Here is a 26,680-nt window from a genome sequence, read left to right on the forward strand (position 1 = left end):
GGATTTTTTTAATGAAAACAACCTTTTTATAAGTGATAATCCTTGTAATTTTGCAGGCACAATAGATCGCTATGCTTCAGTTTTTTTCTAAATATAAATTTTTTGCAATTGTACTTTTTGTATTATCTGCTATTATTATTTCTATAATATATTCAATTCTTAAACCCAATAGAGTTTTGCCAGTGTATGAACCCGATATGGTAAATACAGAATTGGTAGATAGTACGGTACAGTATATTCGTAAATATCATAAAATTCCGGATTTTAAATTAACCAATCAAAATGGAGAAGAAGTAACCCAGCAAAATTATAAGGATAAGATTTATGTCGCAGATTTTTTCTTTACTACTTGCCAAACAATTTGTCCTATCATGACTGGACATATGAAAGAGGTACAAGAGCGATTAAAAGATGATCGTGATGTGCTTTTGCTATCACATTCTGTGACTCCAAAAATAGACAGTGTTGCCAGGTTAAAAAAATATGCTATCGAAAAAGGGGTAGATGATACTAAATGGAATTTGGTCACTGGAGATAAAAAGCAGATCTATGATTTGGCACGTAAATCCTATTTGGCAGCCAAATCTGATGGAGATGGCGGCCCATATGATATGGTACATACAGAGAACTTTATTCTAGTTGATAAAAAGAAACGTATTCGAGGATTTTACGATGGCACAAATCCAGAAGATATTGATCGATTGATAGAAGATATTGCTGTTTTAAAAAATGAAGGTAAATAGCTGAGGATTTCTCGGAGATATGGTTTCTATTACCTTATTTTAAAACTTTGGCTTTTTCAATACGATTTTTTATACTATTTTTGCTTAGTTTAAAATTAATCTAAATAAACTTTGAAGACTACAATTGCTACACTTAAGAGAGGTCAGCGTGCTTTGATTAAGGAGATTACTTCAGATATTATTCCTCTAAAATTACTAGAAATGGGATGTTTGCCGGGAAATGAAGTCGAATTACTTCAGACAGCTCCTTTTCAATGTCCAATGTATCTTAATATAAATGGTAGCCATCTTGCCATCCGTAAAGAAATTGCAGCCCAAATTGAAGTTCAAATTATCTAAATAGCAATTCTTTTTATGGCTAAGCAAATTAAAGTTTCACTCATTGGAAACCCAAATACCGGAAAAACATCTGTTTTTAATTTGCTTACGGGCCTTAATCAACAGGTTGGTAATTATCCTGGTATTACTGTCGAGAAAAAAGAAGGAGTATGTAAGTTATCTCGTGGAGTCAAGGCGCATATAATGGATTTGCCAGGGACCTACAGTCTTAATGCTTCTTCGTTAGATGAAAATGTAGTTATCGAATTACTGCTTAATAAAAAAGGTAAAGATTACCCTGATGTAGCAGTCGTAGTAAGTGATGTAGAAAATCTTAAGCGAAATTTACTTCTTTTTACACAAATTAAAGATCTGGATATTCCTACTATTTTGGTAATCAATATGGCAGATCGAATGCGTAGAAAAGGAATTTCCTTAGATATTCCATTATTAGAAAAAGAGCTAAAAACTAAGATAGCTTTGATTAGTGCTCGTAAAGGAGAAGGAATTGATGAACTTAAAAAATTAATAGAATCGTATACATCATTATCAAAAACGCCATGTTTTGATGCATTATCTTTTGCACCGGATTATTTTGGCAGATTACAAAAAGCATTTCCTGATCAATCTTTATATAAACTTTGGCTGGTAATAACTCAAGATGTTAATTTTAGGAAATTTGATAAGCAAGACATGTCTATTTCCTCTGATTTTAAAATTAAATCGGAGAGTGAACTAAAAAGGTTACAACAAAAAGAGACTATTAAGCGATATCAATTTATTAATAATGTGCTTAAGAAAGGCCTTACCGTAGATGAAAAAGCAGCTACAGGAATGCGAGCAAAGCTGGATAGAGTACTTACTCATAAATTTTGGGGGTATTTTATTTTTTTAGCAATACTCTTATTGATATTTCAGGCTATTTATGATTGGTCATCTTACCCAATGGATTTAATTGATGAAGCTTTTGCCTGGTTGAGTGAAGTGACAAAAACATCACTACCATCCGGACCTTTTGTCGACTTGATTACAGAAGGTATTATTCCTGGGTTAGGAGGGATTGTTATTTTTATTCCTCAAATCGCATTTTTATTTCTCTTCATTTCCATATTAGAAGAAAGCGGTTATATGAGTCGTGTGGTCTTTCTTATGGATAGAGTGATGCGCAGGTTTGGATTAAGTGGTAAAAGTGTTGTTCCTTTAGTTTCGGGTACAGCTTGTGCTATTCCTGCAGTAATGGCTACAAGAAATATCGAAAACTGGAAAGAAAGATTAATTACGATTTTAGTTGTTCCTTTTACAACATGTGCAGCAAGGTTACCTGTATATCTTATTATTATTTCATTGGTTATTCCTGATGAAAAAATAGGTTGGATATTTGGTTATCAAAGTCTTACATTGATGTTTTTGTATTTTCTAGGCTTTGGTACAGCAGTCGGATCAGCATGGTTACTTAATAGGATACTAAAAATCAAAAGCAAATCTTATTTTGTAATCGAAATGCCGGGATATAAAGTTCCGCTATTCAAAAATGTAGCAATAAATGTAATCGAAAAAACAAAGGCCTTTGTTTTTGGGGCGGGAAAAATCATTTTGGCAATCTCTATCATCTTATGGGTTTTAGCAAGTTTTGGGCCTAATGAAAATTTTAATAATGCCGAAGAAACTATAACAGAACTCTACCCTAGTCTTTCACAAGAAGAATTAGATAATAAAATAGCATCTCATAAACTTGAATATTCTTTTATTGGATATGCGGGTAAAGCAATAGAACCTGTGGTAGCACCTTTGGGCTATGATTGGAAAATAGGAATTGGAATTATTAGTTCTTTTGCTGCCAGAGAAGTTTTTGTAGGGACATTAGCTACGATATATAGTGTGGGTAGTGATGAAGAAGAAACGATAAAAAATAGAATGGCCGCAGAGGTTAATCAGGTAACAGGAGGCCCTTTGTTTAATTTAGCTAGTGGGATCTCATTATTATTGTTTTATGCCTTTGCTATGCAATGTATGAGTACCTTAGCTATAGTAAAACGAGAAACAAATAGTTGGAAATGGCCAATGGCTCAACTTATTTTTATGAGTATTTTTGCATATGGTGTAGCCTTAATTGTATATCAAATTTTAAAATAAAAACGTTAAGTTTTAGTATCTTTATACGACTATACAGACTATGAGTATTCTTATTCAAAATATAATAGTGCTTTTGATTTTTGTGGGAGCCATCGGATTTTTGATTAAAAAATTCTTTTGGAAACCTTCGTTATCTTCTGCAAAGAAAAAATCTTCAAAATCTTGTGATAGTACAGGTTGTGGATGTCATTAGGAATTTGATTTCTTAAACCACCTTAACGGGCCGCTACTAATAAGATATACTCCGCAGAAAATCAAAATACAGCATAATAATTTTGTTATCGTGATATCACCTTTATATTGGCTGTTTACAACAAAATATGCAATAACACCCACAAGAATCATAGCCACGGCGGGTTGCACATAAATATAACTACTCGAAACGGTAGGTTTTACAAATTGTAAAGCAAACATATTAAGTAAGTATGCCAAAAAGGTTGGCCCTACCACTACATAAAATAAAGAAATCCAATTTGAAGTAACAAAAGCGCTAAAATCTGTATGAATCAATTTTTCTATACAAAATGGAAACATAAATATAAACCCAAATAAAAATGTCCAAACAATAACAGTAACGGGTTTATATTTAGACATTAGTGGTTTTACAATCACTAAATAGAAAGCAAACGCTAAAGCATTAATGCAAACAAAAATATTTCCTAGCAAAGAACCTGTTCCTACTCCAGAATTTCCTATATAGATTAATAATACAGCACCAATACCTCCTATAGATATTCCAAGAATACGCTGCAATGTTAGGGGTTCTTTAAGCAAGAAATAACTAATGATTACTGTAAAAATAGGCATTGCGGTAATAATAATTGCAGCATCAACAGGAGAAGTGAGACTTAACCCATTCATTGAAAAGAACTGATTGGTAGCTACTCCCAAAAAACCACATAATGCTAAGCGAGGGATGTCTTTTCTATTTACTTGTTCTTTAACAAAGAATTTAAGGATTAAAAACAATAAACCCGCACCACTGATTCGAAGAAACACCAATGCAGAAGCTTCAATTTTTCCAGGCATCAATCCTTTTGCAACAAGATAATTTGCTCCATATACAATATTAACACTCAATAGAGCTAAATGAGCTTTTATCTTGTTAGAAATCATTTGGCAAAGAAAAGGAAAGTTAATGAAACTCTATTTTAAAAAAGAGTCTTTTATTTGATCAGTAACTGTAGGTAATATTCTGAAGGAATAATAGGAGTTTTTGCAGAGGGGTAAGGACTTATATTATAACTATAAACTGTTTTTTGACCTATTTTTAATACTTCTTTTATATGATTTGGATCAATACCATTTACCCCAAAAAGAAGTTCCTTCTCTTCTATTAGAGCCTCATCTTTATAAATGCCAATAACAATTTTTACTTGTCCTGCCCAAATACATGTAACATCAGATGGACATCGAGAATCCTCTATAACTCGAAGAAATTCTATACTTGCGGTATTAAAATTTACCGTATTTCCAACCTTAAGTTTAGTAATAATTTTTGGAGGATTCACTTTTGTCGAGTCTTGAGCAAGCAGAGAAACAAAAGGTATGATAAAAAGAATTAGGAATATAATCTTTTTCATGATTAAGAATGATTGATGTTAGGGATACATAAAAAAAATCGAAATATTTTATGACATAGGCATATTGCTGAATTTTCATTTTATATTTGACTATCAAATATATGCAAAAGTACGATTACATAATTTCTGGTTTAGGAGCTTCGGGTTTGATGCTGGCTTACCATATGGTTTTGGACTCTTTTTTTGATGAAAAACAAATCTTACTAATTGATAAAGGAATAAAAAATCAGAATGATCGTACCTGGTGTTTTTGGGAAAAAGGTATAGGCGCTTGGGATGAAATCGTAAGTAAAAAATGGGATACTATTTATTTTGGAAGTCCTAATTTTTCAAAACAAATAAAGATCTCACCTTATCAGTATAAACTTGTGAGAAGTAAAGATTTTTATGATTTTATTTTAAGAATTTTAAACAAAAAACCTAATGTCACGATCATACAAGAGGAAATCATTTCTTTAACCGATGAAGGAAGTATTGTTAAAGTTGAAACCGATACCCGAATACATCTTGCAGATAAAGTTTTTAATAGCACAGTACTATCCGAAGATTACAAAAATCAAAATCAGTACCCTGTTTTAAATCAGCATTTTGTGGGATGGTTTGTGAAAACGAAAGCCCCTCTATTTGACGTCAAAACAGCTACTTTTATGGATTTTACAGTGGCTCAGAAAAACAATACACGATTTATGTATGTGCTGCCTATTTCTGAAACCGAAGCATTGTTTGAATACACATTATTTTCTAAAGATCTTTTGGAAGAGCAAGAATATGAAGATGAAATAGCAAGATACTTAAGAGAAAAAGGAATCGATGAGTATGAGATTATCGAAAAAGAAAAAGGATGTATCCCAATGACCTGTTATGAATTTAGAAAATATAATTCTAAAAACATATTATATATCGGTACAGCTGGAGGGTGGACAAAACCCAGTACAGGATATACATTTAGTATGTCTTTTAAAAAAATAAACACCCTTACCTCTTACCTTAAAAATAATACAGATCTTTCAAAATTTAGCAAAAGAACGAAGTTCTGGTACTACGATTTACTATTTCTGGATGTTTTGTATACAGAAAATAGAATAGGCTCGAATTTGTTTTCCAGGTTATTTCAAAAAAACAAGAGTTCAAAGATTCTGAAATTTTTAGACGAAGAAACTACACTATTAGAAGATGTTAAAATCACTACAAGTCTGCCAGCAAGAAGTTTTTTAAAAGCGCTGTATAGACGAATTTTTAATTTGAACTAATATTCTTAATTGGTTATAAATAGTTAGCTACACAATCCCTCGTTCTTTTTTGATCTGATCATATGCCTTTTGTACCTCTCTAAATTTGGCTTCGGCACCTTTAATATGAATTTCATCCATATGCTGAACTTTATCAGGATGATATTTTTTTGCCATGGTCCTAAATGCTTTTTTTACTTCGGCATCTGTAGCTGCTTTGTCAATTTCCAGAATTTTATATGCATGATCTCCAGTTTTGAAAAACATTGCTTTAATACTTTCAAAATCTTTAAAATTTATTCGTAAAAACCCTGCTATTTTCTCAATTTCTTCAGCTTCAGAAATACTTACTGTTCCGTCAGCATTTGCAATTCCGAATAAGAAGTGTAGAATTTGTAATCTGGATGGATATCGGGTATGTTGATTGATATACATACAAACACGTTGTGCAGAAACATGTCTGTTTTTGATAATTTCATTAAATGTTTTAAAAGTAGCATTGGCCCTTTCTTTGCCATAAGCACTTACAAAATAACGCCTTACGTAATCAAGCTCTGTTTGATTTACTCTTCCATCTGCTTTAATAACAATAGAAGATAATGACAGTAAATTGAGTTCAAAATCCGCTGGAGTTACTTTTGGATCTTGAGAAAATACCGTTTTAAATCCACCACTAGTTTTGATTTTTGTTGCATCGAGAAGACTACCTAATATAAAACCTAGAATTGCACCCGGTAATCTGAAAAATATATAGCCTAATATGGCAGCAAACCATTTAATCATTCAAAACAATTTTTTTTGGGTTGTAAAGATAAACTAATTATTAAAAGATAATTTTTTGTTCTTTATTATATTAGTAAGATGTATTCCTAATTTGTTACGAAATAGATTATAATATTAGGTTTATTGGTTAATTCTATATGGATTAGAGAGTACTCCTGACTTTTGATGATATGTAAAAATGGAACACATAAAATTTGAGTTTGATTGTCAACCATGCATGAATTCTCGGACTACTTGTCAGTTGAGCTTATATGGTACATAATTTGTAACTTTGCATAAAATTGAAATACGAAAAATAAAAAATAAAAATATGTATCCAGCAGATTTAGTAAAACCAATGCGCGAAGATCTTACCAATATTGGTTTTGAAGAATTACATACAGAAGAGGCAGTAGACACGGCAATAGCAAAAGAAGGAACTACATTGGTAGTTGTAAATTCGGTATGCGGTTGTGCTGCAGCAAATGCTCGTCCGGGAGCAAGAGCCTCACTAGAGAACGATAAAAAACCTGATAATTTGGTAACCGTTTTTGCAGGAGTAGATAGAGAAGCGACAGATAAGGCACGTAGCTACATGATTCCGTTTCCTCCATCATCACCTTCTATGGCATTGTTTAGAAACGGAGAATTAGTTCATATGCTAGAGCGTCATCATATCGAAGGACGTCCGGCAGAAATGATAGCAGAAAACCTTAAAGATGCTTATAACGAACACTGCTAAAAAAGTAAAGCGTATACGTTAAAAAGAATTTTAAACCGTTTGCCATTGCAGGCGGTTTTTATTTTGATAAATCCAATGATTTACGCTCATAATATGAGACCTTTTAATACCTTTACACAAGTTAAATTTTATTAATTATACAGATAAAATGGAGGCAATAAAAAAGATATTAAGTTATCCGCTTTCTATAGCTTTCTATTTGTTTTTTGGTTTAACCCTGGTGATTTTTCATGCATTACAGTGGCTAGGTATAAAATTAGGAGGAACCAGAGGACATAGAGGAGTTGTAAATATTATGAATCTATGCTTATTACGATGTTTACACATTTTGGGTGTATCATTTAGTTTTAAAAATCAATATAAGTTACCTCAGGATCAACCTTTAATAGTGGTGTCTAATCATCAAAGTATGTTTGATATACCATTAATATCTTGGTATTTACGAAAACATAAGCCGAAATTTATTTCTAAGATTGAGCTAGGTAAAGGAATACCAAGTATATCTTTTAATTTACGGCATGGAGGCAATGTTTTAATTGATAGGAAAAATCCAAAACAATCAATTCCTGCATTATCAAAATTTGGAAAATTTGTTGCTGAGAATAATTTTTCAGCGGTTATCTTTCCCGAAGGGACACGTAGTAAAAACGGAGAGCCCAAAACATTTGCTCCAACAGGGCTAAAGATCTTATTTAAAAATGCACCAAAAGCCTTGATAGTACCAGTAACTATAAATAATAGTTGGAAACTGGTTAGATTTGGTAATTTTCCTATGGGAGTAGGAATACATATGACATTAGAAGTACAAGAACCTATAACAATCGATAAAGAACCCGAAATATTGCTAGATAAAATAGAAGAAAGGGTTACTTTAGCAATCAGAACATAATACCAACCATAATGGCTTTAGATAATATTAGATTAGAGGTAATGCAACTACTAGAAAAGAAGGTAGATGGTTTTATTGATAAATTTTTGATTCCGGTAGATAAAATATGGCAACCAACTGATTTTTTACCAGATTCACAAAATGAAGATACTTTTTTTGAAGAAGTAAAAGAATTGAGAGAATTAGCTAAAGAACTTCCTTATGATTTTTGGGTAGTTTTGGTTGGAGACACTATTACTGAAGAAGCTTTGCCTACTTATGAGTCTTGGTTAATGGATGTAGAAGGAGTCAATCAGCATGAAAATGGAAAAGATAATGGTTGGGCCAAATGGGTGCGTTATTGGACAGGTGAAGAGAATAGACATGGAGATGTATTGAATAAATATCTCTATTTGTCGGGTCGAGTGAATATGATTGAAGTAGAAAGAACTACACAACACTTAATTAACGATGGTTTTGATATAGGTACAGATAGAGATCCTTATAAAAACTTTGTATATACTAGTTTTCAAGAATTAGCAACCTATATTTCTCATAACAGAGTTGCGAAATTAGCTAAAGAATACTCTAATAAGTCATTGTCTAAGATGTGCAAAATTATTGCAGGAGATGAGATGCGTCATCATAATGCATATAGTGAGTTTGTAAGAAGTATTTTTGAGGTAGATCCAAGCCAGATGATGATTGCATTTAGTGATATGATGAAGAAAAAGATTGTTATGCCAGCACATTTGCTTAGAGAATCTGGCCAATCAATAGGAACTGCTTTCGAAGATTTTTCATGGTCTGCACAGCGTATAGGGGTATATACCTCACAAGATTATATTGATATTATGCAACGTCTTATCGAACGATGGGAAATTGATAAAATAATAGATCTTACAGATGAAGCAGAAAGAGCACGTGACTTTTTAATGAAATTGCCTGCAAGAATGCAACGTATTAGTGAGCGATTGGTTATCCCAGAAGAAATTTTTGAATTTAAGTGGGTACAACCAGCAATAGTAAAATAAATAGTATTGGGTATGGCTGAAGATCAGATTATATCTAAAACTATTGATTTTGTAAAGGATACACTTCGTGGAGCCGAAGGAGGACATGATTGGTTTCATATTGAAAGGGTATTTAAGAGCGCTCAATCAATTTCTAAAGAAGAAGATGTTGATTTTTTTATAGTCTCACTTGGTGCGTTACTTCATGATATTGCGGACTCAAAATTTTATGATGGTGATGAAACTATTGGGCCTAAAATAGCTGCAGATTTTTTACGAAACCTTCAGGTAAAACAAGCAGTTATCGATCATGTGATTCAGATCATCGAAAATATTTCTTTCAAAGGAGGGAATATAGATCAGAAATTCAGATCTCCCGAATTAGATGTCATACAAGATGCAGACCGATTAGATGCTATTGGAGCTATAGGGATCGCAAGATGCTTTAACTATGGAGGGTTTAAAAATAGAGCATTGTATGACCCAGAGATTGTTCCAAATCTAAAGATGAACAAAGAAGAATATAAATCTTCAGCATCACCTACAATTAATCATTTCTACGAAAAATTATTGCTACTTAAAGATAGAATGAATACTAAAACCGGAAAAAAATTGGCAATAGAAAGACATCAATTTATGGAACAGTTTCTAGAACAGTTCTATAAAGAGTGGGAAGGAAAGTCTTGATCAGAACAATCGCAACTGCTCATCTTTATAGAATTGATGTAGATCACAGTTTAAATGTATCTTTTGCTCTTGAGGAAAGTATTTTTGTCTTGCTATAGTAAATAACTGATGAATTTGATGAGCCATGTTCCCTGATCCTCTCATTCTTCTTCCAAAAGCACTATCGTTTAGGTTGCCTTCATGGCACTGCATGATCTGATGTAGTATTTTATCTTTACGATCGGGTAATGTATTTTCTAACCATTTGGTGAATATTTTTCCAATGGCCCCATTTAATCTTACGATTGTATATCCAACGCTTTTTGCACCACGAGTAGAAATTTCTTTGGCTAACGGTAATATTTCGTGACTATTAATTGAAGGAATTATTGGTGCCATCATCACATTCGTAGGGATTCCTGAAGCATTCAGCTTTTCTAGAGTTTCTAATCGTTTTTTTATGCTTGCAGTTCTTGGCTCGAGGATTCTTCGTGTATCTTCTCTTAATGTAGTGATAGAGAGGTATACCGCTACCAGATTATGCCTGGATAATTCAGAGAGAAGGTCCAAATCTCTGAGGATTAAAGCATTCTTGGTAATGATACCAACAGGATGTCTGTATTTTAGAAAAATTTCAAGAAGTTTACGGGTAATTTCAAGTTTTTTTTCAATAGGTTGGTAGCAATCAGTATTTCCAGAAAGTGAAATAGGATATGCTTTCCATTTTTTGTTTCGCAACTTCTTCTCTAATAACTCAGGAGCATTTTTTTTGACCAAAATTTTAGTTTCAAAATCTAATCCAGCACCATAGCCCCAATATTCATGAGAATTTCTGGCATAACAATATACACAACCGTGCTCACAACCCTGATACGGATTGAGAGAATATAACATACCAACATCAGGACTGGTTACTCTGTTTACAATCGTTTTTGGAAACGTTTCTATATAAGTAGTTTGATGTTTATCGATTGACTCTCCCTGGTCAAGGCAATAATTAAGAAAATCATCTCTTGTTTCATGATGTAGTTCAAAAAATCTATTATGAATATTTTCTTGAGCCCCTCTGCCTTTTATATGCTTTTGTGTTTTCATTACAATTGATGATTTGAGGTATAAAGGTAAAATTTATTTATGGAATTATTCCATATAAAAAAGGAATAATTCCATAATGCTAAATGTTTGGATAATAATAATTGTTGGAATGATATATTCAGGTATTTGCTCCTGCCGTTTAGGGGGATTTACCCCTTGTTGTTGATGGTGTTAAATAGTAATTTCAATCTGTGATATATAATAGTATTTTATGAGACCCAAAAAAGGAGTTGTAGAATACGTAATGACCGCAAGAAATAGTAAAATAACTATAAGCTTTTAAAACCATAATCTTAGTTTAATTATTTATTAAAAAATAACAGCACAGATTACAGAATATCAATAATTTGTGGAGATTGAACTTCATTTTATTGAATATTTTTTAAAAAATAGCACCCCATTTAATTTTCACATTTTATCTTATTTATTATGATCGGTAAAGCTATGTCTTTTATTGAAGACAGGACTAATCAATATTTTCAAGGAATTCTTGGTCCATCCACAGAAAAATATGCCGCACTTGGTAATATCGCTAAGATTGTCGAAGGAGGAGATACTACTGATGAAGAAGGAGGTTCTGGGATAGTCATTACACTGGTAAATATTGAAGAAGATAGGATATCAAAAAATCCTGATGGCATATATAGACAGGGAGATAAAGTAATTAGAAGTAATCCCGAAATATTGGTTAATCTATATGTGTTGTTTTCTGCTAATTTGACATATACAACTGCTTTAAGTAGGATTTCAAGTGTTATACAATGTTTTCAAAGTAATAACTTTTTTACCGTACCCAAATTTCCCTCTCTTGATGAAGATATCATGAAATTACATATAGAATTGTATACCATGAATTTCGAACAAATCAACCACCTCTGGAGTACCCTTGGTGGAAAGTATTTACCCTCTGTGTTGTATAAAATGAAATTGATTCCGATTTCAGATAAAGATAACAAAATAGAAGGCAGTCTAATTACTGAAATACAGATGAAAAAAAGTGCAATTGCAGGAGCTCTAAAGTAATCTGAATACATATAGAATTTGCCCCAAAATTCGATTATCATTTTTGAAGTATACGGCAGTAATACTAGCCGACCGAGATCTAAGGAATATTCAAAATTAAGTAAACAAATGAAGTACACTCCTTTATTTACTATAGAAATAGAACATGATTATTTTTCTGTGACCAAACCTCTGTTGTTACGCATTGTACCAACTGTTTCAACACAAAAAATACTTCGGGGAGCTGGCTTGATTTCAAAATTTATTCAAAACAAATTATACGTTTTGGTCAAGCATACTGATAGTAGTGAACCTTATCTTAAAATTTCGAATGATTTCACCCTTCAATTTTTCCTAGAAGTTATTGGTTATGATTTCACAAAAATCACAAATTATGAATTAAAAGATCCCTACAATACCAAACTATACTTTAGCAATGCAAATTCTATTATTGACGGAAATGATAAATCTATAGAAGATATTTTATATCTAAATGAAAAATTACCTGTATTTGATGCAACACAAGAATATCTATATAATGATATTATTAGAGATGGTGCTAATACGGCTTATGAATGCCTTACTAAGGTAAACGCTAATACAGGTGATCTTAACAATACAGACCAATTCAGAGCGCTCGAAAAAGTAAGTTATGTAACCTCTGTAACAGGATTACTATTTACAGGACCAGAAAAAGTAATAGCATTAAATACTCCGTCTGCAAATGTTGAAATCAAGTACTTTCAATATAATCCGGTATCGAAGCAATTTGATATCGAGATAAAGAACACCAACATTGGATCTGTCGAGAACCCTACCAACACCAATGTAGAAAGTGTTTTATTAAATTTTTATACTCAGGAAAACATCCCGTTTTCAGAAGGTATGTATAAAGTAACAATTAATACACAAGAAGAATACCTGTATTTCAGATTAGAAAACGACTGGAAACCATACTTAGGGCTAATTAATATTCATAATGAAACTTTGGCAAGCACAGAAAAATACCGATTCCTAAAAGAAGACGGAACATTCTATATGATCGCTCCGGCTAATACAGAAATAGAAACACGCAACTACAAGATTCGATTTGCACCAGCACAGTATTTATTAAAGTATGTGTGTAAAAGTGATAAGGTAACTAAGATAACAGATGATGATGGTACTATCGAATTTGATAATCTGGGAGCAAATATATTCCGAAGCAAGTTGCCTGTGAGAATGAATGAAAAAGCAATTGATACAATCTCTGTTACTTACGATAACTCGGAGATACTGAAGAAAATGGAAACCCCGGGACATGAGGATTTATCTATCCTGGATGATGAAAATAAATATATAGTAAGCGAAACATTTTTGAATTTATAAAATAATTAAAATCACACATTATGGCTACAGTTTTTAAAACACCAGGTGTCTATGTTGAGGAAATACCAAAACTACCACCTTCAGTTGCCCAAGTAGAAACGGCAATTCCTGCCTTTGTGGGTTATACTCAGAAAGCAGAAAAACAAGGAGGCTCTCTCCTTGGGATACCAACCCGTATTTCTTCATTATTAGAATTTAGAGAGTTATTTGGTGGTGATAACCCATTAGATAAAATAGACGTTGTGGTTGATGAGAATAACAATTTTGCTGTTAGTAGTATAAGTATCGGAAATGATGTTCGATATTTAATGTATGATAGCCTAAGATTGTTTTTTGATAATGGAGGAGGAGAGTGCTACATAGTATCTGTTGGTATATATGGCACAAAACCAATTTATGGAGATGAAAATGCAATTCCTGCAACCGGGCTAAGAGGAGGAGTAAAAGCATTAGAGAAGTATGACGAACCCACCATAATTTTATTCCCAGATGCCACTAATGTACTTAAAGATGGTAATGATGATGCAAGCTTCTATAGTCTGCAACAAATGGCCCTGGAGCAATGTGCAAAATTACAGGATAGAGTTGGTTTATTTGATTTAAAAGAAAATATTACAGGAGATCTTGATAACGCAATAGATAACTTTAGAAATAATATCGGAATCAATAATCTAAAGTATGGTACGGCCTATACACCTTGGGTTGTTGCTACTTATCCCAGAGAAATTGATCTAAGCACTTTTAAAGATAATATTGATGATTCAAACGGAGATGTCTCTTTAAAAGCGCTTTCTTCAGATAGTGAGCATCTACAATTGATAGATAATTATAATGCCGCTAATGAAGAAGTAACATTAGTTTCAGATTATTTAGATACGGTTAAATCAGCGTTACCGAATGGAACTCTAAATGGAGGTACTGAAGAAGCGAACTTAAAAGAAAAATATCTATCATTTAAGAAAGCAGTTGATGAAGCAGCTACATGGCAAACTGCCAAATCTACACTAAAATCCCTGTTTACTTTTTGCAGAAATACACTTATAGGTTTTCAAACCATGTATGACGGAATAGACAAAAGTAAAAGTCAAATAGCAAATGACCTTAATTCTTATGCAAAATCCGAAAGTATGTTAAGAGGAGCAGCTAAAGGTATTATAGAGATTGATAAAAATGCCGATGTTATAGCACTTAACGATAACACGGATGAAGGCACAGTAGATGGTTTGTATGCAACATTAAGTACTGATTGGCTTCCCGGTGGAGCCGCTGGTGTTACTGCCACAACAAAGGATTATGGCGATTATAGTACAACTACAGAAAGGCCAGAAATGGCTAGAAAAGTAGCTAATGACGTATTGGGTGAGTTTGAAAAACTAATTGCCTATGCAGATGCAATCACTAGTGCAGCAAATGGGTATAAAAAAGCAGCGCAAGATGCCTTATATGAAAAACACCCTGTTATAAGTAATATTGTTAATCATATTAAGAAAAATATCAATACGTTACCACCAAGTAGTGCCATTGCAGGTATATATGCCAAAGTAGATAATGCCAGGGGTGTATGGAAAGCCCCTGCCAATGTGAGTGTAAATTCAGTGAGTGGACCTTCTGTTATGATTAGCCATGAAGAACAAGCTAATATTAATGTAGATGCCGTAGCCGGAAAATCTATTAATGCAATCAGAAGCTTTACTGGTAAAGGAAGCCTGGTATGGGGAGCAAGAACTTTAGCAGGTAATGATAACGAATGGCGATATATTAGTGTAAGACGCTTCTTTAATATGGTAGAGGAAAGCTGCAAAAAGTCTACAGAACCTTTTGTATTTGAACCTAATGATTCTAACACCTGGGTTAAAGTACAAACTATGATAGAGAATTTTTTAACTAATCTATGGCGACAAGGCGCTTTACAAGGAGCTAAGCCAGAACATGCATTTTATGTAGCAGTTGGTTTGGGTAAAACCATGTCTGCTCAGGATATTCTAGAAGGAAGAATGATCGTAGAGATAGGAATGGCAGTGGTACGACCTGCAGAGTTTATTATACTTCAATTCTCTCATAAACTAGCTGAGTCCTAAACCCATTTGGCATCATAAAATATAAACGAATTCATAATTAAAAAATAATAATCATGGCATATCCATTACCAAAATTTCATTTCAGCGTCGATTGGGGTGGAAGTAAATTTGGCTTCAGTGAAGTCACAGGTTTAGATGTTCAAATTGAACCAATAGAATATAGAGATGGTAGCAGTCCGGAGTTTCATAAGATTAAAATGCCTGGGATGCAAAAGTTTAGTAACATCACTTTTAAGCGAGGCACTTTTAATGAGAATTTTGATTTCTCAGACTGGATCGATACCATAAGCCTTAATCAAGTAGAACGTAGAGATATTACTATTAAGTTATTAGATGAAGGGCATGAACCAGTTATGACATGGAATGTAAAAAATGCATTTCCGATAAAATGGCAACCTAGTGATCTTAAATCAGATGGTAATGAAGTCGCTATAGAAACTCTTGAAGTAGCACACGAGGGGATGAAGATTCAAAAACCATAATCTAATCGTTTAAATGTAAATCGTGGCTAAAGAAAGTGTTCATACCGCTGGAGGCTATTACCCTCCTGTTGGTTTTCATTTCAGGGTAGAGTTTATCAATGTTGGAAATGACAATGATGTCCGTTTTCAGAGTGTTGGTGGACTCAATATGGAGTTAGAGGTTGAAAATATTAAAGAAGGAGGTCAAAACCTGTTTGAACATAAACTCCCGGGAAGAAGTAAATTTTCTGATCTCACCCTAAAAAGAGGACTATTACTTGATTCTGATATTATAAAATGGATCAAAAATGCACTTTATAATAAGGAATTCGAACCTGTAGACATGAACATAAGTCTCTTAAATAGTGATCATACTGCGTTGCTAACATGGAAAGTTTTCAGGGCATGGCCACGAAAATGGAGTATTAGTGATTTAAATGCTACAGAAAACTCAATCACGGTAGAAACACTTGAGATCGTGTATAATTATTTTGAAATCGAAAAAGGATGATATGTCTCTAGAAATAGGAAATCTAACCGTAAAAATATCGGTAAACCAAGGAAAGTCTGAAGGAGGAGAAGGTAGTAGTGCTTCTTTGACTGATACAGATGTGGGTAAAAAATCAAACCCTGAAAAAATGGCAAAGGATATTGTCGAACAGATCATAAAAATTATTGAAGATAAAAACGAAAGATAATGGCTCTAAAAAAGTTACGAATTTTAGCTTTCAAAAATGCAGAATATTCTGGTACTCCGAGTGAGGAAGAAACTTTTACTGCCATGATTAATCCAGAGTCTTATACCCTGGATTATAAAGTAGAGTACCAAGATGGGCAAGGACAAGGAACTAGTAGTGCACAACAAAAGTTTTCTGTATCAAAACCAGGAGAATGGACAGGTGAATTCTTGATTGACAGCTCAGGAATTATCGATGGAAAACCGAGAGAAACGATAGAAGAAGATATTAAAAAGCTTCGTGACCTATTATTAAAGTATGAAGGAGAAATTCATGAGCCTAAGCATTTTCAGATCATATGGGGAAGCTTAACATTTAAAGGTAGATGTACAGGATTAAATATCAACTTCAAGCTTTTTAACTCACAAGGTAAACCGATACGAGCAATTTGTAAAGTTTCTTTTATCGGTAGTGTCGATGATGAGTTAAGAACCGCAGAAGAGAAAAAGAAATCACCCGATATGACCCACTATCGAATGCTCAAAGCAGGAGATACCTTACCCATGATGTGCTATGAAATCTATGGAAATTCGAGTCATTATGTGCAAATAGCCAGAGTGAACAAACTTTCGAGTTTTAGAGATCTTGTTCCTGGTACTGAAATTTTTTTCCCACCACTTAAGAAAAATACACCTGTAGCATGAGTGAAGTTAATGCCATACCTAGTACTAAACCAAAATCGGTATCCACCTTTACTATACTTCTGGATGGAAACAAAATGTCTGAGCAATTCAAAGTAATGAGTATTGTAATTCAAGAAGAGATAAACAGTATTTCTAAGGCCACTATTTTATTACAGGATGGTTCTGCTGCAGAGCAAGGATTTAAATCTAGTGATAGCGAAGAACTGGTTCCTGGGAAACAGATTGAAATCCAGGCAGGATATCAAAATGATGAGGAAACTGTTTTTAAAGGAATCACCATAAAACATAGTATAAAAGTTAGAAAAAGTGTTTCGGTTTTGGTTATCGAATGCAGACACGAAGCTATTAAGATGACAACCAAATTGAAGAATAATTATTTCCATGAGTTAAATGATTCTGACATTGCAGATCAACTTTGCAGAGATCATGGGCTTAGTTTAGATAGTGATTCTTCAGAAATTACCCATAAAGAGATTGTACAGTTCAATTGCACCGACTGGGACTTTATGGTTTGTCGAGCAGAAGAGAATGGGTTTTGGGTTACCACCGAAGAAGGAACAAAAATAATATTTAAAGCTCCGAATTTTGATCAGGAACCAATTCTAACATTAGCATATGGGGGAACCATTAAAGAACTGGATGCCGAAATTGACGCACGATATCAATATGAAGCACTAAAATCTATTAGTTGGAACCCGGCAGATCAAGAAGCTATAAATAGTGAAGCACAGGACCCATCTGTTCCGGCGGCGGGAAATATATCAGCGACTGATTTGGCTGGAGTTGTTGATAACAATGAACTAGAAATAAGACATATGGCTTTATCTGAAGCAGAGCTTCAGAATTGGGCAAATAGCAGACTAAAAAAACAACGTCTCTCTAAAATAAGAGGTAAACTTAAAATAGACGGAATTCATACTCCCAAGCTAAGGCAAATTTGTGAATTACAAGATGTTGGTGAACGTTTTGAAGGAAAAGTAATGATTTCTGGCGTGAGACATCATATTGAAAAAGGAAACTGGGAAACTTTTATCCAGTTTGGAGAATCTCCTAAACGATTTGCAGAGAAATTTAAACTAGAACAACCCTTGGCTTCGTCACTCTTACCAGCTGCAGAAGGCTTACAAGTTGGAGTGGTTACAAATCTGGAAGATCCAGATGGAGAAGAAAGAATTCAAGTAAGATTACCAATGGTACATGATAGTGATGATGGAGCATGGATGAGGTTATGTGCATTAGATGCTGGAGAAAATAGAGGATGGGTTTTTCGACCCGAAATAGGAGATGAGGTAATAGCGGGTTTTCTAAATTCTGACCCCAGATATGGTGTTATTCTAGGAAAAGTGCATAGTAGTAAACACACTGCACCTTACGAAGCAGCAAATGATAATCATGAAAAAGGATATCTCTCCAGAGAAGAACTAAAACTTTTATTCGACGATGATAAAAAGGTAATTACAATTGAAACACCAGGAGGTCATAAAGCCATTCTGAATGATGATGACACAAGCATTACACTTGAGGATAGTAATGGGAATAAAATTGTAATGAATAGTGATGGGATTGAGATAAAAAGTATAAAAGATATAAAACTAAAAGCATCAGCAGATATTAAGATGGATGGAGGAGCAAACGTTGAAATCGGTGGTGGAGCAAATGCAAAGTTAGAAGGAGGAGCCGGAGCAGAACTTTCATCAGGAGGTTCTACCGCAGTAAAAGGAAGTACGGTAATGATAAATTAAAAAGATATGGGAGCACCAGCAGCACGGGTAACAGATTTTCATGTTTGCCCAATGGTAACCGGAATAGTACCACATGTTGGCGGTCCAATTTCTATGGGTAGTGGTACTGTAATGATAGGCGGAATGCCAGCTGCACGTGTAGGGGATATGTGTACATGTGTAGGTCCTCCAGATACAATAATGGCAGGATCAGGAACAGTAATGATAGAAGGTAAACCAGCGGCTAGAATGGGTGACTCAACTGCACATGGAGGCACTATTATTTTAGGAGCACCAACAGTTTTGATCGGATAAAAATAAAATTATGAATAAGGCAAAAAGTTTTATTGGTGTGGGTTGGAGTTTCCCTCCTACATTTAATCGAGAAAAAGGGCAGTTAGAAACCACCGAATTATACGATGATATCCAAAAGAGTCTAGAAATATTATTGACAACCAGACCTGGAGAAAGAGTGATGCAACCAAAATATGGTTGTCATATGGAAACTCTATTGTTCGAATCATTAGATGCGGGTACTAAAACTATAATCAAGGAACGAATTAGAGTAGCCATATTATATTTTGAGCCTAGAATTGATGCAAAAAAAATCACACTCGATGACTCTAGACAAAACGAAGGAATACTATTGATTTCAATAGAATATATCGTTAGCTCAACAAATAGCAGATTCAATTTTGTATTCCCATTCTATAGTGAAGAAGCAACCGAAATGAATATTTTAACTATAAACCATCCATTAGCTGTATAAAATGAGTGATTGTTCTGAAAATAAAAACCCACTAATCCGAAATGGCACTAGTCAAGGACAACGAGTATTGTCCAAACTCAGTCCAACATCTGTAGAGATTATAGATAAATCTACAGAAGATTGGATGGTATGGGCAGGGAAATTTTCGGATAATATAAGATACACGGCATTAAATAATGCTGTCGTTGGAACAATGAAACCTTTCTTTACTTCCAATATTAGTGCACAGTTGGCATTGGCTGCCAGCTATCCTCCAGAAATGTTGTCGCAATATATCAGAGAGATATTGTTATATATAGAAACAGAAGATACTGGACTAAAAAAAGCATACACTTCTCTTTTTGATATCATTTTTTCCTATTTCGTTATTGTAGATAAGCTGTTTCGATTAACACAAGAGGATAAAGAATATAGTAGTATACTTATTAATCATATACAGGCAAAATTGTTGCCATTAGAAGAAAGAACCTTTGGGTATTACAAGGCGTCTTTGGCCGGTACTCCAGCTCAAAAATTAATTGTAAATAGCACTTCAATTGATTTGAATATCTTTCATGAACCAATTTCGGGGCATGAAGAAGCTATTAATTCTGGGTTGTCTAGCCTTGCTGGGAAAAGGTATTTGGATTCATCAGATTTTAGTACCTATTACGGTGCTATTTCTTCTGATCCTTCAATTTTTGGAAGTTTATCGGGTTTTGCTAAAAAAATAAAATATGTAAGTCAACATAATTTCTTCACCAGTATTTTGGATGAGATTAGTGCTTCGGTAACATTTATTAGTAAACTTTCTCAGAAGTACCTTAATAGATATTTAAGAGACTGGCCTAACCACCAACCAAATTATGCACTCTATCTTACTTGGTTAGAATTGCTAAATGCCACTAAGGGACATTTGAATGAACTTACAGGACGACATCTTGATTTTTATTACAAAAATGTGTTACAACTTAAACCTCTGGCACAATCTCCGGATAAGGCATTTTTGACTCTAGAGTTAAATAAAATAACACCTTCTTATGCGCTAAAAGATGATATTTTATTTATGGGCTCAAAAGATGAGGCTGGGACTATTATTACTTACGAGAGTATTAAAGAGACGGTTCTTAATAAAGCAAAAATAAAATACTTATCGGCCTTGTATTTTGGTGATGTCGAAGATAACATTGGCGGTCAAATAAATGATGGAAGATTATTTTCAGCACCTGTTATCAATAGTGCAGATGGATTGGGAGAAAAATTAGAAGATGATATAATAGCCTGGCATCCTTTCCATATTAAAAAATATGAAAATGCAGAACTAACGGCTATTACTATGCCCAAAGCCGAAATTGGGTTTGCAATTGCTTCACACTTTTTAAGGCTAAAAGAAGGTTTGAGAGTTATTACTATGGAGATCTTTTTGGATAAAAATATTTCAACAACTAATTTTAACTACAAGGCATATATTACAACCGAAAAAGAATGGTTGGAGATTGATTCTCCTGAGCTAAAAAAAGATACACTTGATGGTAAAACTGGATTCAATTTTAAGTTCACAATACCCGCAGATAATGATCCAATTATGGCATACAATAAAGATGTGCATTTTGGAAGTCTTACTGCTACAGAACCAGTGTTAAAAATTGTATTAGAACACCAGGATGATCAACCTTTTATTTACGATAAATTAGTTAGCACCGCGGTTAGTAAAATTAAATTGACCGTTAATGTCGGTCAGATTGAAGGTTCATATAATGAAGATGGAATTAAAAATTTAGAATTACACAATGATAGTAGTCCTTTAAATCCCTCTAAACCTTTTCACCCCTGGGGACCAGAACCCACAATAGGTAATTCTTTTATCATAGGTAGTGAAGAGATATTTTATAAAAAAGAGGCTAAAATTCAACTTAATTTTAAGTGGAAGGATTTTATCTTGAACGAAGATGGAAGTGTTAACAAAGGCGCCTTGGACTATGAAGCTAGTAGCACAGCTAAATTTACTCCATTTCATAGTAGTAATGGCCCAGAATATGTTCCACAGGTGGATATTCTGAAGTTAAGCAAGAATAAGTGGATATCTTTACAAGGTCATAAAAATGAAGATGTCTTTAAGAACAATGATGAGGTACAATATACTGTTAATGATGAGGTGAGTGTAAACATTGACTTATCATCAAATCATGAAGAATTATTTCTAAATAAAAACCAACCATGGACAAGTTATGGTGCAAATTCTAATAAAGGTTTTTTAAAAATCAAACTCAACAATGATTTTGGGCACAGGGACTATTATTTGGCACTGCAAAGTTTTTTTAAGGAAAATATACCTGGTGCCACTGCACCTGCATATCCGTATAACCCAACATTAGAATCGTTCTCTGTTAGCTATAAGGCAAGTTGTACATCGCAGTTAACCAACAAAGATAAATTTGATGACAGACCATTAGAATTTTTTCAGATCGGTCCTTTTGGTGATAATGAACAACATCATGCATTGCAAAATCGGCCAATAAAGTTAGTAAGTAAATTAATCAGAAAAACTGATGAGGTATATAAATCTCAAGGTAGTTTATTAATTGGCTTAGAGAATCTACAGCCAGGAGATACCCAGGCAATTTTGTTTCAAGTACAAGAAGGTAGTGAAGATCCATTATTAGAAAAGCCAGAAGAGCATCTTATCTGGGAATACTTAATTGCGAATAATGTTTGGAAAGAATTTGATGATGATGGTGTTGGAGACAATACCAGTGGTTTGATCGAGTCGGGGATTATAAATTTTAGTATCCCTAAGAATGCAAGTTTGGAACATACATCTTTTGAAAGCGGTTTAATATGGATCAAATGTTCTGTAAAAGAAGCTCCTGATGCGGTTTGTAAAATAGTTGGAATCTATTCGAACTCGATTGAAGTCCAGAGAATTATTCCAGAAGAAACAGAATATAGCTCTATGATATCTCCTTCTGGAGAAATCAAGAAACTACTTGTTCCTGAAGCTAAGATTAAAAAAATCGAACAACCATTCACAAGTTTTGACGGAACTCCCATAGAGAATGATGAAGCTTTTTATTTGAGAGCTTCAGAAAGATTACGCCATAAAAATCGGGCAATTACTATCTGGGATTATGAACGTCTGGTACTACAGGCATTTCCTGAAATATATAAAGTAAAATGCCTTAATCATACAAAGATTGGAGGGTCATTAAGCGAAGGTAATTTGGTCTATAATGAAGTAGCACCAGGGAATGTTTCAATAATTACGATTCCCAATTTAGCTAATAGAAATGATATTGATCCACTAAAACCGTATACCAAAAAAAGCACATTAAAAAAGATTGAAGAATTTCTTAATGAGCGAACCTCTTGCCAGGTTAGCATTCATACAGCACAACCTGACTTTGAAGAAGTCAAAGTGAAATGTACAATAACACTTAGAAATGAATTTCCGGATATTAATTACTATAAAGAAGTGATCCAAAAAGATATTACCAATTTCTTAAGCCCTTGGGTATTTGCTTCTGATACAGATTTAAATTTTGGTGGCCGTATTCATCAATCTGTGTTAATCGACTTTATTGAAGAACTACCATATGTTGATTTTCTGACAGATTTTGAATTATTTCATATAAAATCATCTGGAAAACCTGCTAAAGTAGATGAAGCTATTGCTTCTACCGCAAGATCAATACTAGTTTCTGTTCCTGCATTACAACATGAATTGGATGTAAATCTTAAAACTATTAATACAACCGAAGTGATAGATTGTAACGATGAATGAGCATATTACCATATTAAAAAACCCAGGTTTTAGGGAAAGCGAAGATTATATAGCTCTTCGAAAAAAAGGTATTGAACTAATTGAAAAATTAGGAAGCACATATTGGACAGATTATAATATACATGATCCGGGAATCACTTTACTGGAGCTTCTTTGCTTCGCTCAAACAGAAGTTGGCTTTAAACTTGGTTTTTCAATTGAAGATTTGTTGGCCTATCAAACGAATCAAGAAGTAAAATGGGATGATCAATGTTTCTATACAGCTCGTGAAATATTAACGATTAATCCTTTTACTAATAATGACTGGCGCAAAGTTCTAATTGATCAAGCCGGAATAGCAAATGCTTGGATGAATTGCACTCCTTGCCCTTGTCATCCTGATTTTTATGCAGATTGTAAAGAAAATGAGTTAACCTATGATGAAACAGAACACCCGATAGTGATAAAAGGCTTTTGGGATGCTTTATTAGAATTGGAAGTGGATTCTCAATATGGCGATCTGAACGGAGGAAAAATCTTTCATCAGTTTGGTTTTGATACTAATAAATATAGAGCTACTGCCGAAATTAGATTTAGCCCTTGGCACAAAGCACAATCAGATTTGGGGTTAATGAATATAGTTCAAGCAAATGAAATAATTGCCATAGAGTTAACTAATTATCATTTGGATGTATCAGATGAAAAATTCTATAGAGCCTTAAGAGATCCTTTGAGAATCGATGTGGATTACAAAGTCACTACATCTGATGGAGTTGAACATATTAATCTCTTAGAATTACCGGTAAAAATTTGGTTCAAAACAGATGATGGAAGAGCGGCAATTAAAAAAGCAGATATAAAAACAGTTTTTGAAGACGTCAATCAAACAGGACCTTTTAGTCAATATTTATTTCAGCTTAAGAAAGCCAATGAAGCTGTCAAAAAAGCAAAAAAAACTTTAAATATACATAGAAATCTGGCCGAAGATTACTGCAAAATATCAACAATCCCAATCGTAGATGTTGGGTTATGCGCAGATATAGAAATGTCGGCAGATGCAGATATTGAGGTAGTATTGGGAGAGGCTTATTATCTAATAACAGAATATCTAAATCCTGTAGTAAAATTTTATACGTTAAGTGAATTACTATCAGATGGAAAATATACAGAAGAGATATTTCAAGGGCCTAAATTGGATCATGGTTTTATACTTGATGAGGAACTAGATAATTCGAATCTACGAACTACATTGTACACATCAGACATCATTAACATTTTGATGGATGTTAAAGGAATAGAGGCCGTAAAAAATATAGCACTTACACGATATGATGAAGCCGGAAAATTAGTAGAATCTCAACCTTGGAAACTAAAAATAGAACAAGGATACCAACCTCGATTATATATTCACGCTTCAAAAGTCTTAGTCTTTAAAGATGATTTACCATTTCTTCCGTTTCAGGACGAATTGCACGATACATTGCAAATGTGGAGAGGTATACGACAACAAAATAAAGTTATCCAAACTGATAATGATTTAAAGGTACCCGAAGGAGAATATTTGAATCATAATGAACATTACCCTCTTCAATATTCATTACCCGAAACCTATGGAGTGGGACCACATGGTTTAAAAGAACCTTCAACCGTACAAAGAAAAGCTCAAACCAAACAATTAAAAGCATATCTGTTGTTATTTGAGCATTTGTTTTCGGTGTATCTCAAACAGCTAGAAAGATTCAAGGATATATTATCCATTAATCCAACGATTTCAAAAAGTTATTTTGCCGTTTTATTTAATGATCATGAAATGAAAGGAGTATCCGAACTATATGTAAATATAGATGATACAGGTTTTCATGATTTGTTAGAAAACAGAAGTCAGTTTCTGGATAGAAGAAATGGATTTTTAGACCATTTACTCGCAAGATTTTCTGAATCATTTAGTGAATATGCTTTGATGCTTTATCAGACATATGGGTCACAAGAAAAAGCAGAAGAAGAACTTGTTTTCGATAAAATTAACTTCTTAGAAAAATTTCCGGTTATTTCTTCTAATCGCGCAAAGGCCATTAATTATAAGGATGAAGCAAAAGTTTGTGATATAGAAAATTCTTCTGGATTAAGTGAAAGAATAAAAGTTGTACTGGGTTTAAATGGTGCACATTCATTTATTAGATACCAGGTCAAGAAAAACACTAATGGTAAATGGGATGGTACTTGGTATTTAGATAATTATGAAGATGAAAATATATTGATAGGGGTAGAATTGACTGACGTAGATCAAGAATATGATTTACGAAATCAATTAAAGAAAGCTGTTAATCTGGCAATAGAACAATTAACATTAAAAACACATCTTAAGGTCATTGCTGAAGGTCCCGAATTTGCAATACAATTAGAAGATAATAATGGAGATTTGATAGCATCTGGACCTATAACCTTTCCGTTAGAACCTGACGCGGATACACAAAAAGATGTTATAGAGGCATTCATTGATCAAATAATCCTTAGTGAAAAAGTATACGTTGTAGAACATATTCTATTACGTCCACGCAATCTTCCGTCCCTTACCATTCCAGAAGGCGATCCGTTTCTTTCAATTTGTATTCCAAAAGACTGCAAGGTATGTGGGGAAGAAGATCCTTATTCCTTCAGAATAACAGTGGTTTTAAATGGAGAGCAAGGGGTGTCAAATAGCGGAATTGCCTTTAGGAAGTTCGCAGAAAAAACAATTCGTATGGAAACGCCGGCACATCTAGGTGTCAAGATCTGCTGGGTTTCAGAAGAACAATTACAAGAATTTGAAGAAACCTATTGTGATTGGTTGTTGGAGTTAGCAAAACCTGAACCAGATAAAATCATTTTGCACGATAGACTAAAAAAAGTACTGGAAATATTTAAAAACTTAAAAAGTGTTTACCCTCAAGCCACCCTGCATGATTGTGAAGATGGGGATGATGAAAACAGGGTTAGGTTAAATAGCACTATCATTTAAAAAATTATTAT

Annotated in this window: 25 protein-coding genes; 21 read left to right on the forward strand and 4 right to left on the reverse strand. The window is 33.6% G+C overall.

The window, feature by feature from the left end:
* The first annotated feature begins 71 nt into the window (after nt 1-71).
* The 4 genes from DG435_RS14145 to DG435_RS26100 all read left to right on the forward strand — a co-directional run bounded on the left by DG435_RS14145 (nt 72) and on the right by DG435_RS26100 (nt 3,387).
* The gene (locus DG435_RS14145; protein ID WP_106792903.1) at nt 72-743 is read left to right on the forward strand and encodes an SCO family protein; all 672 of its coding nucleotides are present in this window, start codon (nt 72-74) and stop codon (nt 741-743) included.
* 111 nt (nt 744-854) lie between these two features.
* The gene (locus DG435_RS14150; protein WP_034246606.1) at nt 855-1,082 is read left to right on the forward strand and encodes a FeoA family protein; all 228 of its coding nucleotides are present in this window, start codon (nt 855-857) and stop codon (nt 1,080-1,082) included.
* Between the two features lie 15 nt (nt 1,083-1,097).
* Nucleotides 1,098-3,194: a ferrous iron transport protein B gene (gene feoB, locus DG435_RS14155; RefSeq protein WP_106792902.1), complete on the forward strand. Its 2,097-nt coding sequence runs from the start codon at nt 1,098-1,100 to the stop codon at nt 3,192-3,194.
* 40 nt (nt 3,195-3,234) lie between these two features.
* On the forward strand, nt 3,235-3,387 hold the full coding sequence (locus tag DG435_RS26100; RefSeq protein ID WP_369872056.1) for a hypothetical protein: 153 nt from the start codon (nt 3,235-3,237) through the stop codon (nt 3,385-3,387).
* Here the strand turns inward: DG435_RS26100 and DG435_RS14160 are convergent.
* Together DG435_RS14160 and DG435_RS14165 are read right to left on the reverse strand one after the other, a co-directional pair.
* Nucleotides 3,384-4,310, reverse strand: coding sequence for a DMT family transporter (locus DG435_RS14160; protein ID WP_106792901.1), 927 nt, complete (start codon nt 4,308-4,310; stop codon nt 3,384-3,386). The genes DG435_RS26100 and DG435_RS14160 overlap by 4 nt on opposite strands.
* 50 nt (nt 4,311-4,360) lie before the next feature.
* Nucleotides 4,361-4,777, reverse strand: coding sequence for a hypothetical protein (locus tag DG435_RS14165; RefSeq protein ID WP_106792900.1), 417 nt, complete (start codon nt 4,775-4,777; stop codon nt 4,361-4,363).
* 101 nt (nt 4,778-4,878) lie between these two features.
* Here DG435_RS14165 and DG435_RS14170 point away from each other — a divergent pair, with 101 nt between their 5' ends.
* Nucleotides 4,879-6,027, forward strand: a complete 1,149-nt coding sequence (locus tag DG435_RS14170) for a lycopene cyclase family protein (protein WP_106792899.1) — start codon at nt 4,879-4,881, stop codon at nt 6,025-6,027.
* 27 nt (nt 6,028-6,054) lie between these two features.
* Here the strand turns inward: DG435_RS14170 and DG435_RS14175 are convergent, their stop codons facing one another.
* Nucleotides 6,055-6,789: a TerB family tellurite resistance protein gene (locus tag DG435_RS14175; RefSeq protein ID WP_106792898.1), complete on the reverse strand. Its 735-nt coding sequence runs from the start codon at nt 6,787-6,789 to the stop codon at nt 6,055-6,057.
* Between the two features lie 310 nt (nt 6,790-7,099).
* Between DG435_RS14175 and DG435_RS14180 the strand changes: the two genes are divergently transcribed.
* The 4 genes from DG435_RS14180 to DG435_RS14195 all read left to right on the forward strand — a co-directional run bounded on the left by DG435_RS14180 (nt 7,100) and on the right by DG435_RS14195 (nt 10,078).
* A complete protein-coding gene (locus DG435_RS14180; protein ID WP_024769985.1) occupies nt 7,100-7,510 on the forward strand; it encodes a BrxA/BrxB family bacilliredoxin in 411 nt (136 codons plus the stop codon).
* Nucleotides 7,511-7,658: 148 nt separating this feature from the next.
* Entirely contained in the window at nt 7,659-8,399 is a 741-nt protein-coding gene (locus DG435_RS14185; protein WP_369872059.1) for a lysophospholipid acyltransferase family protein, read from the forward strand.
* 11 nt (nt 8,400-8,410) lie between these two features.
* Nucleotides 8,411-9,412, forward strand: a complete 1,002-nt coding sequence (locus tag DG435_RS14190; RefSeq protein ID WP_106792897.1) for an acyl-ACP desaturase — start codon at nt 8,411-8,413, stop codon at nt 9,410-9,412.
* Between the two features lie 12 nt (nt 9,413-9,424).
* On the forward strand, nt 9,425-10,078 hold the full coding sequence (locus DG435_RS14195; RefSeq protein WP_106792896.1) for an HD domain-containing protein: 654 nt from the start codon (nt 9,425-9,427) through the stop codon (nt 10,076-10,078).
* On the opposite strand, the gene DG435_RS14200 is transcribed toward DG435_RS14195, so the two are convergent.
* The gene (locus tag DG435_RS14200; protein WP_106792895.1) at nt 10,079-11,152 is read right to left on the reverse strand and encodes a PA0069 family radical SAM protein; all 1,074 of its coding nucleotides are present in this window, start codon (nt 11,150-11,152) and stop codon (nt 10,079-10,081) included.
* A 429-nt stretch (nt 11,153-11,581) separates the two neighbouring features.
* On the opposite strand from DG435_RS14200, the gene DG435_RS14205 reads away from it, so the two are divergent.
* From DG435_RS14205 to DG435_RS14260, 12 genes are all read left to right on the forward strand, one after another.
* Complete coding sequence (locus DG435_RS14205) at nt 11,582-12,175, forward strand: DUF4255 domain-containing protein (protein ID WP_106792894.1); 594 nt, start codon at nt 11,582-11,584, stop codon at nt 12,173-12,175.
* A 108-nt stretch (nt 12,176-12,283) separates the two neighbouring features.
* Nucleotides 12,284-13,522: a hypothetical protein gene (locus tag DG435_RS14210; RefSeq protein ID WP_106792893.1), complete on the forward strand. Its 1,239-nt coding sequence runs from the start codon at nt 12,284-12,286 to the stop codon at nt 13,520-13,522.
* A 20-nt stretch (nt 13,523-13,542) separates the two neighbouring features.
* Complete coding sequence (locus tag DG435_RS25960; protein ID WP_106792892.1) at nt 13,543-15,600, forward strand: phage tail sheath C-terminal domain-containing protein; 2,058 nt, start codon at nt 13,543-13,545, stop codon at nt 15,598-15,600.
* 53 nt (nt 15,601-15,653) lie between these two features.
* Entirely contained in the window at nt 15,654-16,082 is a 429-nt protein-coding gene (locus DG435_RS14220) for a phage tail protein (protein ID WP_106792891.1), read from the forward strand.
* A gap of 22 nt (nt 16,083-16,104) precedes the next feature.
* Entirely contained in the window at nt 16,105-16,572 is a 468-nt protein-coding gene (locus DG435_RS14225) for a phage tail protein (protein WP_106792890.1), read from the forward strand.
* 1 nt (nt 16,573) lies between these two features.
* Complete coding sequence (locus tag DG435_RS14230; RefSeq protein WP_106792889.1) at nt 16,574-16,759, forward strand: DUF5908 family protein; 186 nt, start codon at nt 16,574-16,576, stop codon at nt 16,757-16,759.
* Nucleotides 16,759-17,442: a hypothetical protein gene (locus DG435_RS14235; RefSeq protein WP_106792888.1), complete on the forward strand. Its 684-nt coding sequence runs from the start codon at nt 16,759-16,761 to the stop codon at nt 17,440-17,442. The genes DG435_RS14230 and DG435_RS14235 overlap by 1 nt, the downstream gene beginning before the upstream one ends.
* Nucleotides 17,439-19,184, forward strand: a complete 1,746-nt coding sequence (gene vgrG, locus DG435_RS14240) for a type VI secretion system tip protein VgrG (RefSeq protein WP_106792887.1) — start codon at nt 17,439-17,441, stop codon at nt 19,182-19,184. The genes DG435_RS14235 and vgrG overlap by 4 nt, the downstream gene beginning before the upstream one ends.
* A gap of 6 nt (nt 19,185-19,190) precedes the next feature.
* Nucleotides 19,191-19,478, forward strand: coding sequence for a PAAR domain-containing protein (locus tag DG435_RS14245; protein WP_106792886.1), 288 nt, complete (start codon nt 19,191-19,193; stop codon nt 19,476-19,478).
* A gap of 10 nt (nt 19,479-19,488) precedes the next feature.
* Nucleotides 19,489-19,932 carry a GPW/gp25 family protein gene (locus DG435_RS14250; protein WP_106792885.1) on the forward strand — a complete coding sequence of 148 codons (444 nt, stop codon included), beginning with the start codon at nt 19,489-19,491 and terminating at the stop codon, nt 19,930-19,932.
* Between the two features lies 1 nt (nt 19,933).
* Nucleotides 19,934-23,692, forward strand: a complete 3,759-nt coding sequence (locus DG435_RS14255; RefSeq protein WP_106792884.1) for a baseplate J/gp47 family protein — start codon at nt 19,934-19,936, stop codon at nt 23,690-23,692.
* On the forward strand, nt 23,685-26,669 hold the full coding sequence (locus tag DG435_RS14260; RefSeq protein WP_106792883.1) for a hypothetical protein: 2,985 nt from the start codon (nt 23,685-23,687) through the stop codon (nt 26,667-26,669). The genes DG435_RS14255 and DG435_RS14260 overlap by 8 nt, the downstream gene beginning before the upstream one ends.
* The last annotated feature ends 11 nt before the right edge of the window (nt 26,670-26,680 follow it).

Source organism: Aquimarina sp. Aq78, assembly GCF_900299525.1.
Lineage (GTDB): Bacteria > Bacteroidota > Bacteroidia > Flavobacteriales > Flavobacteriaceae > Aquimarina.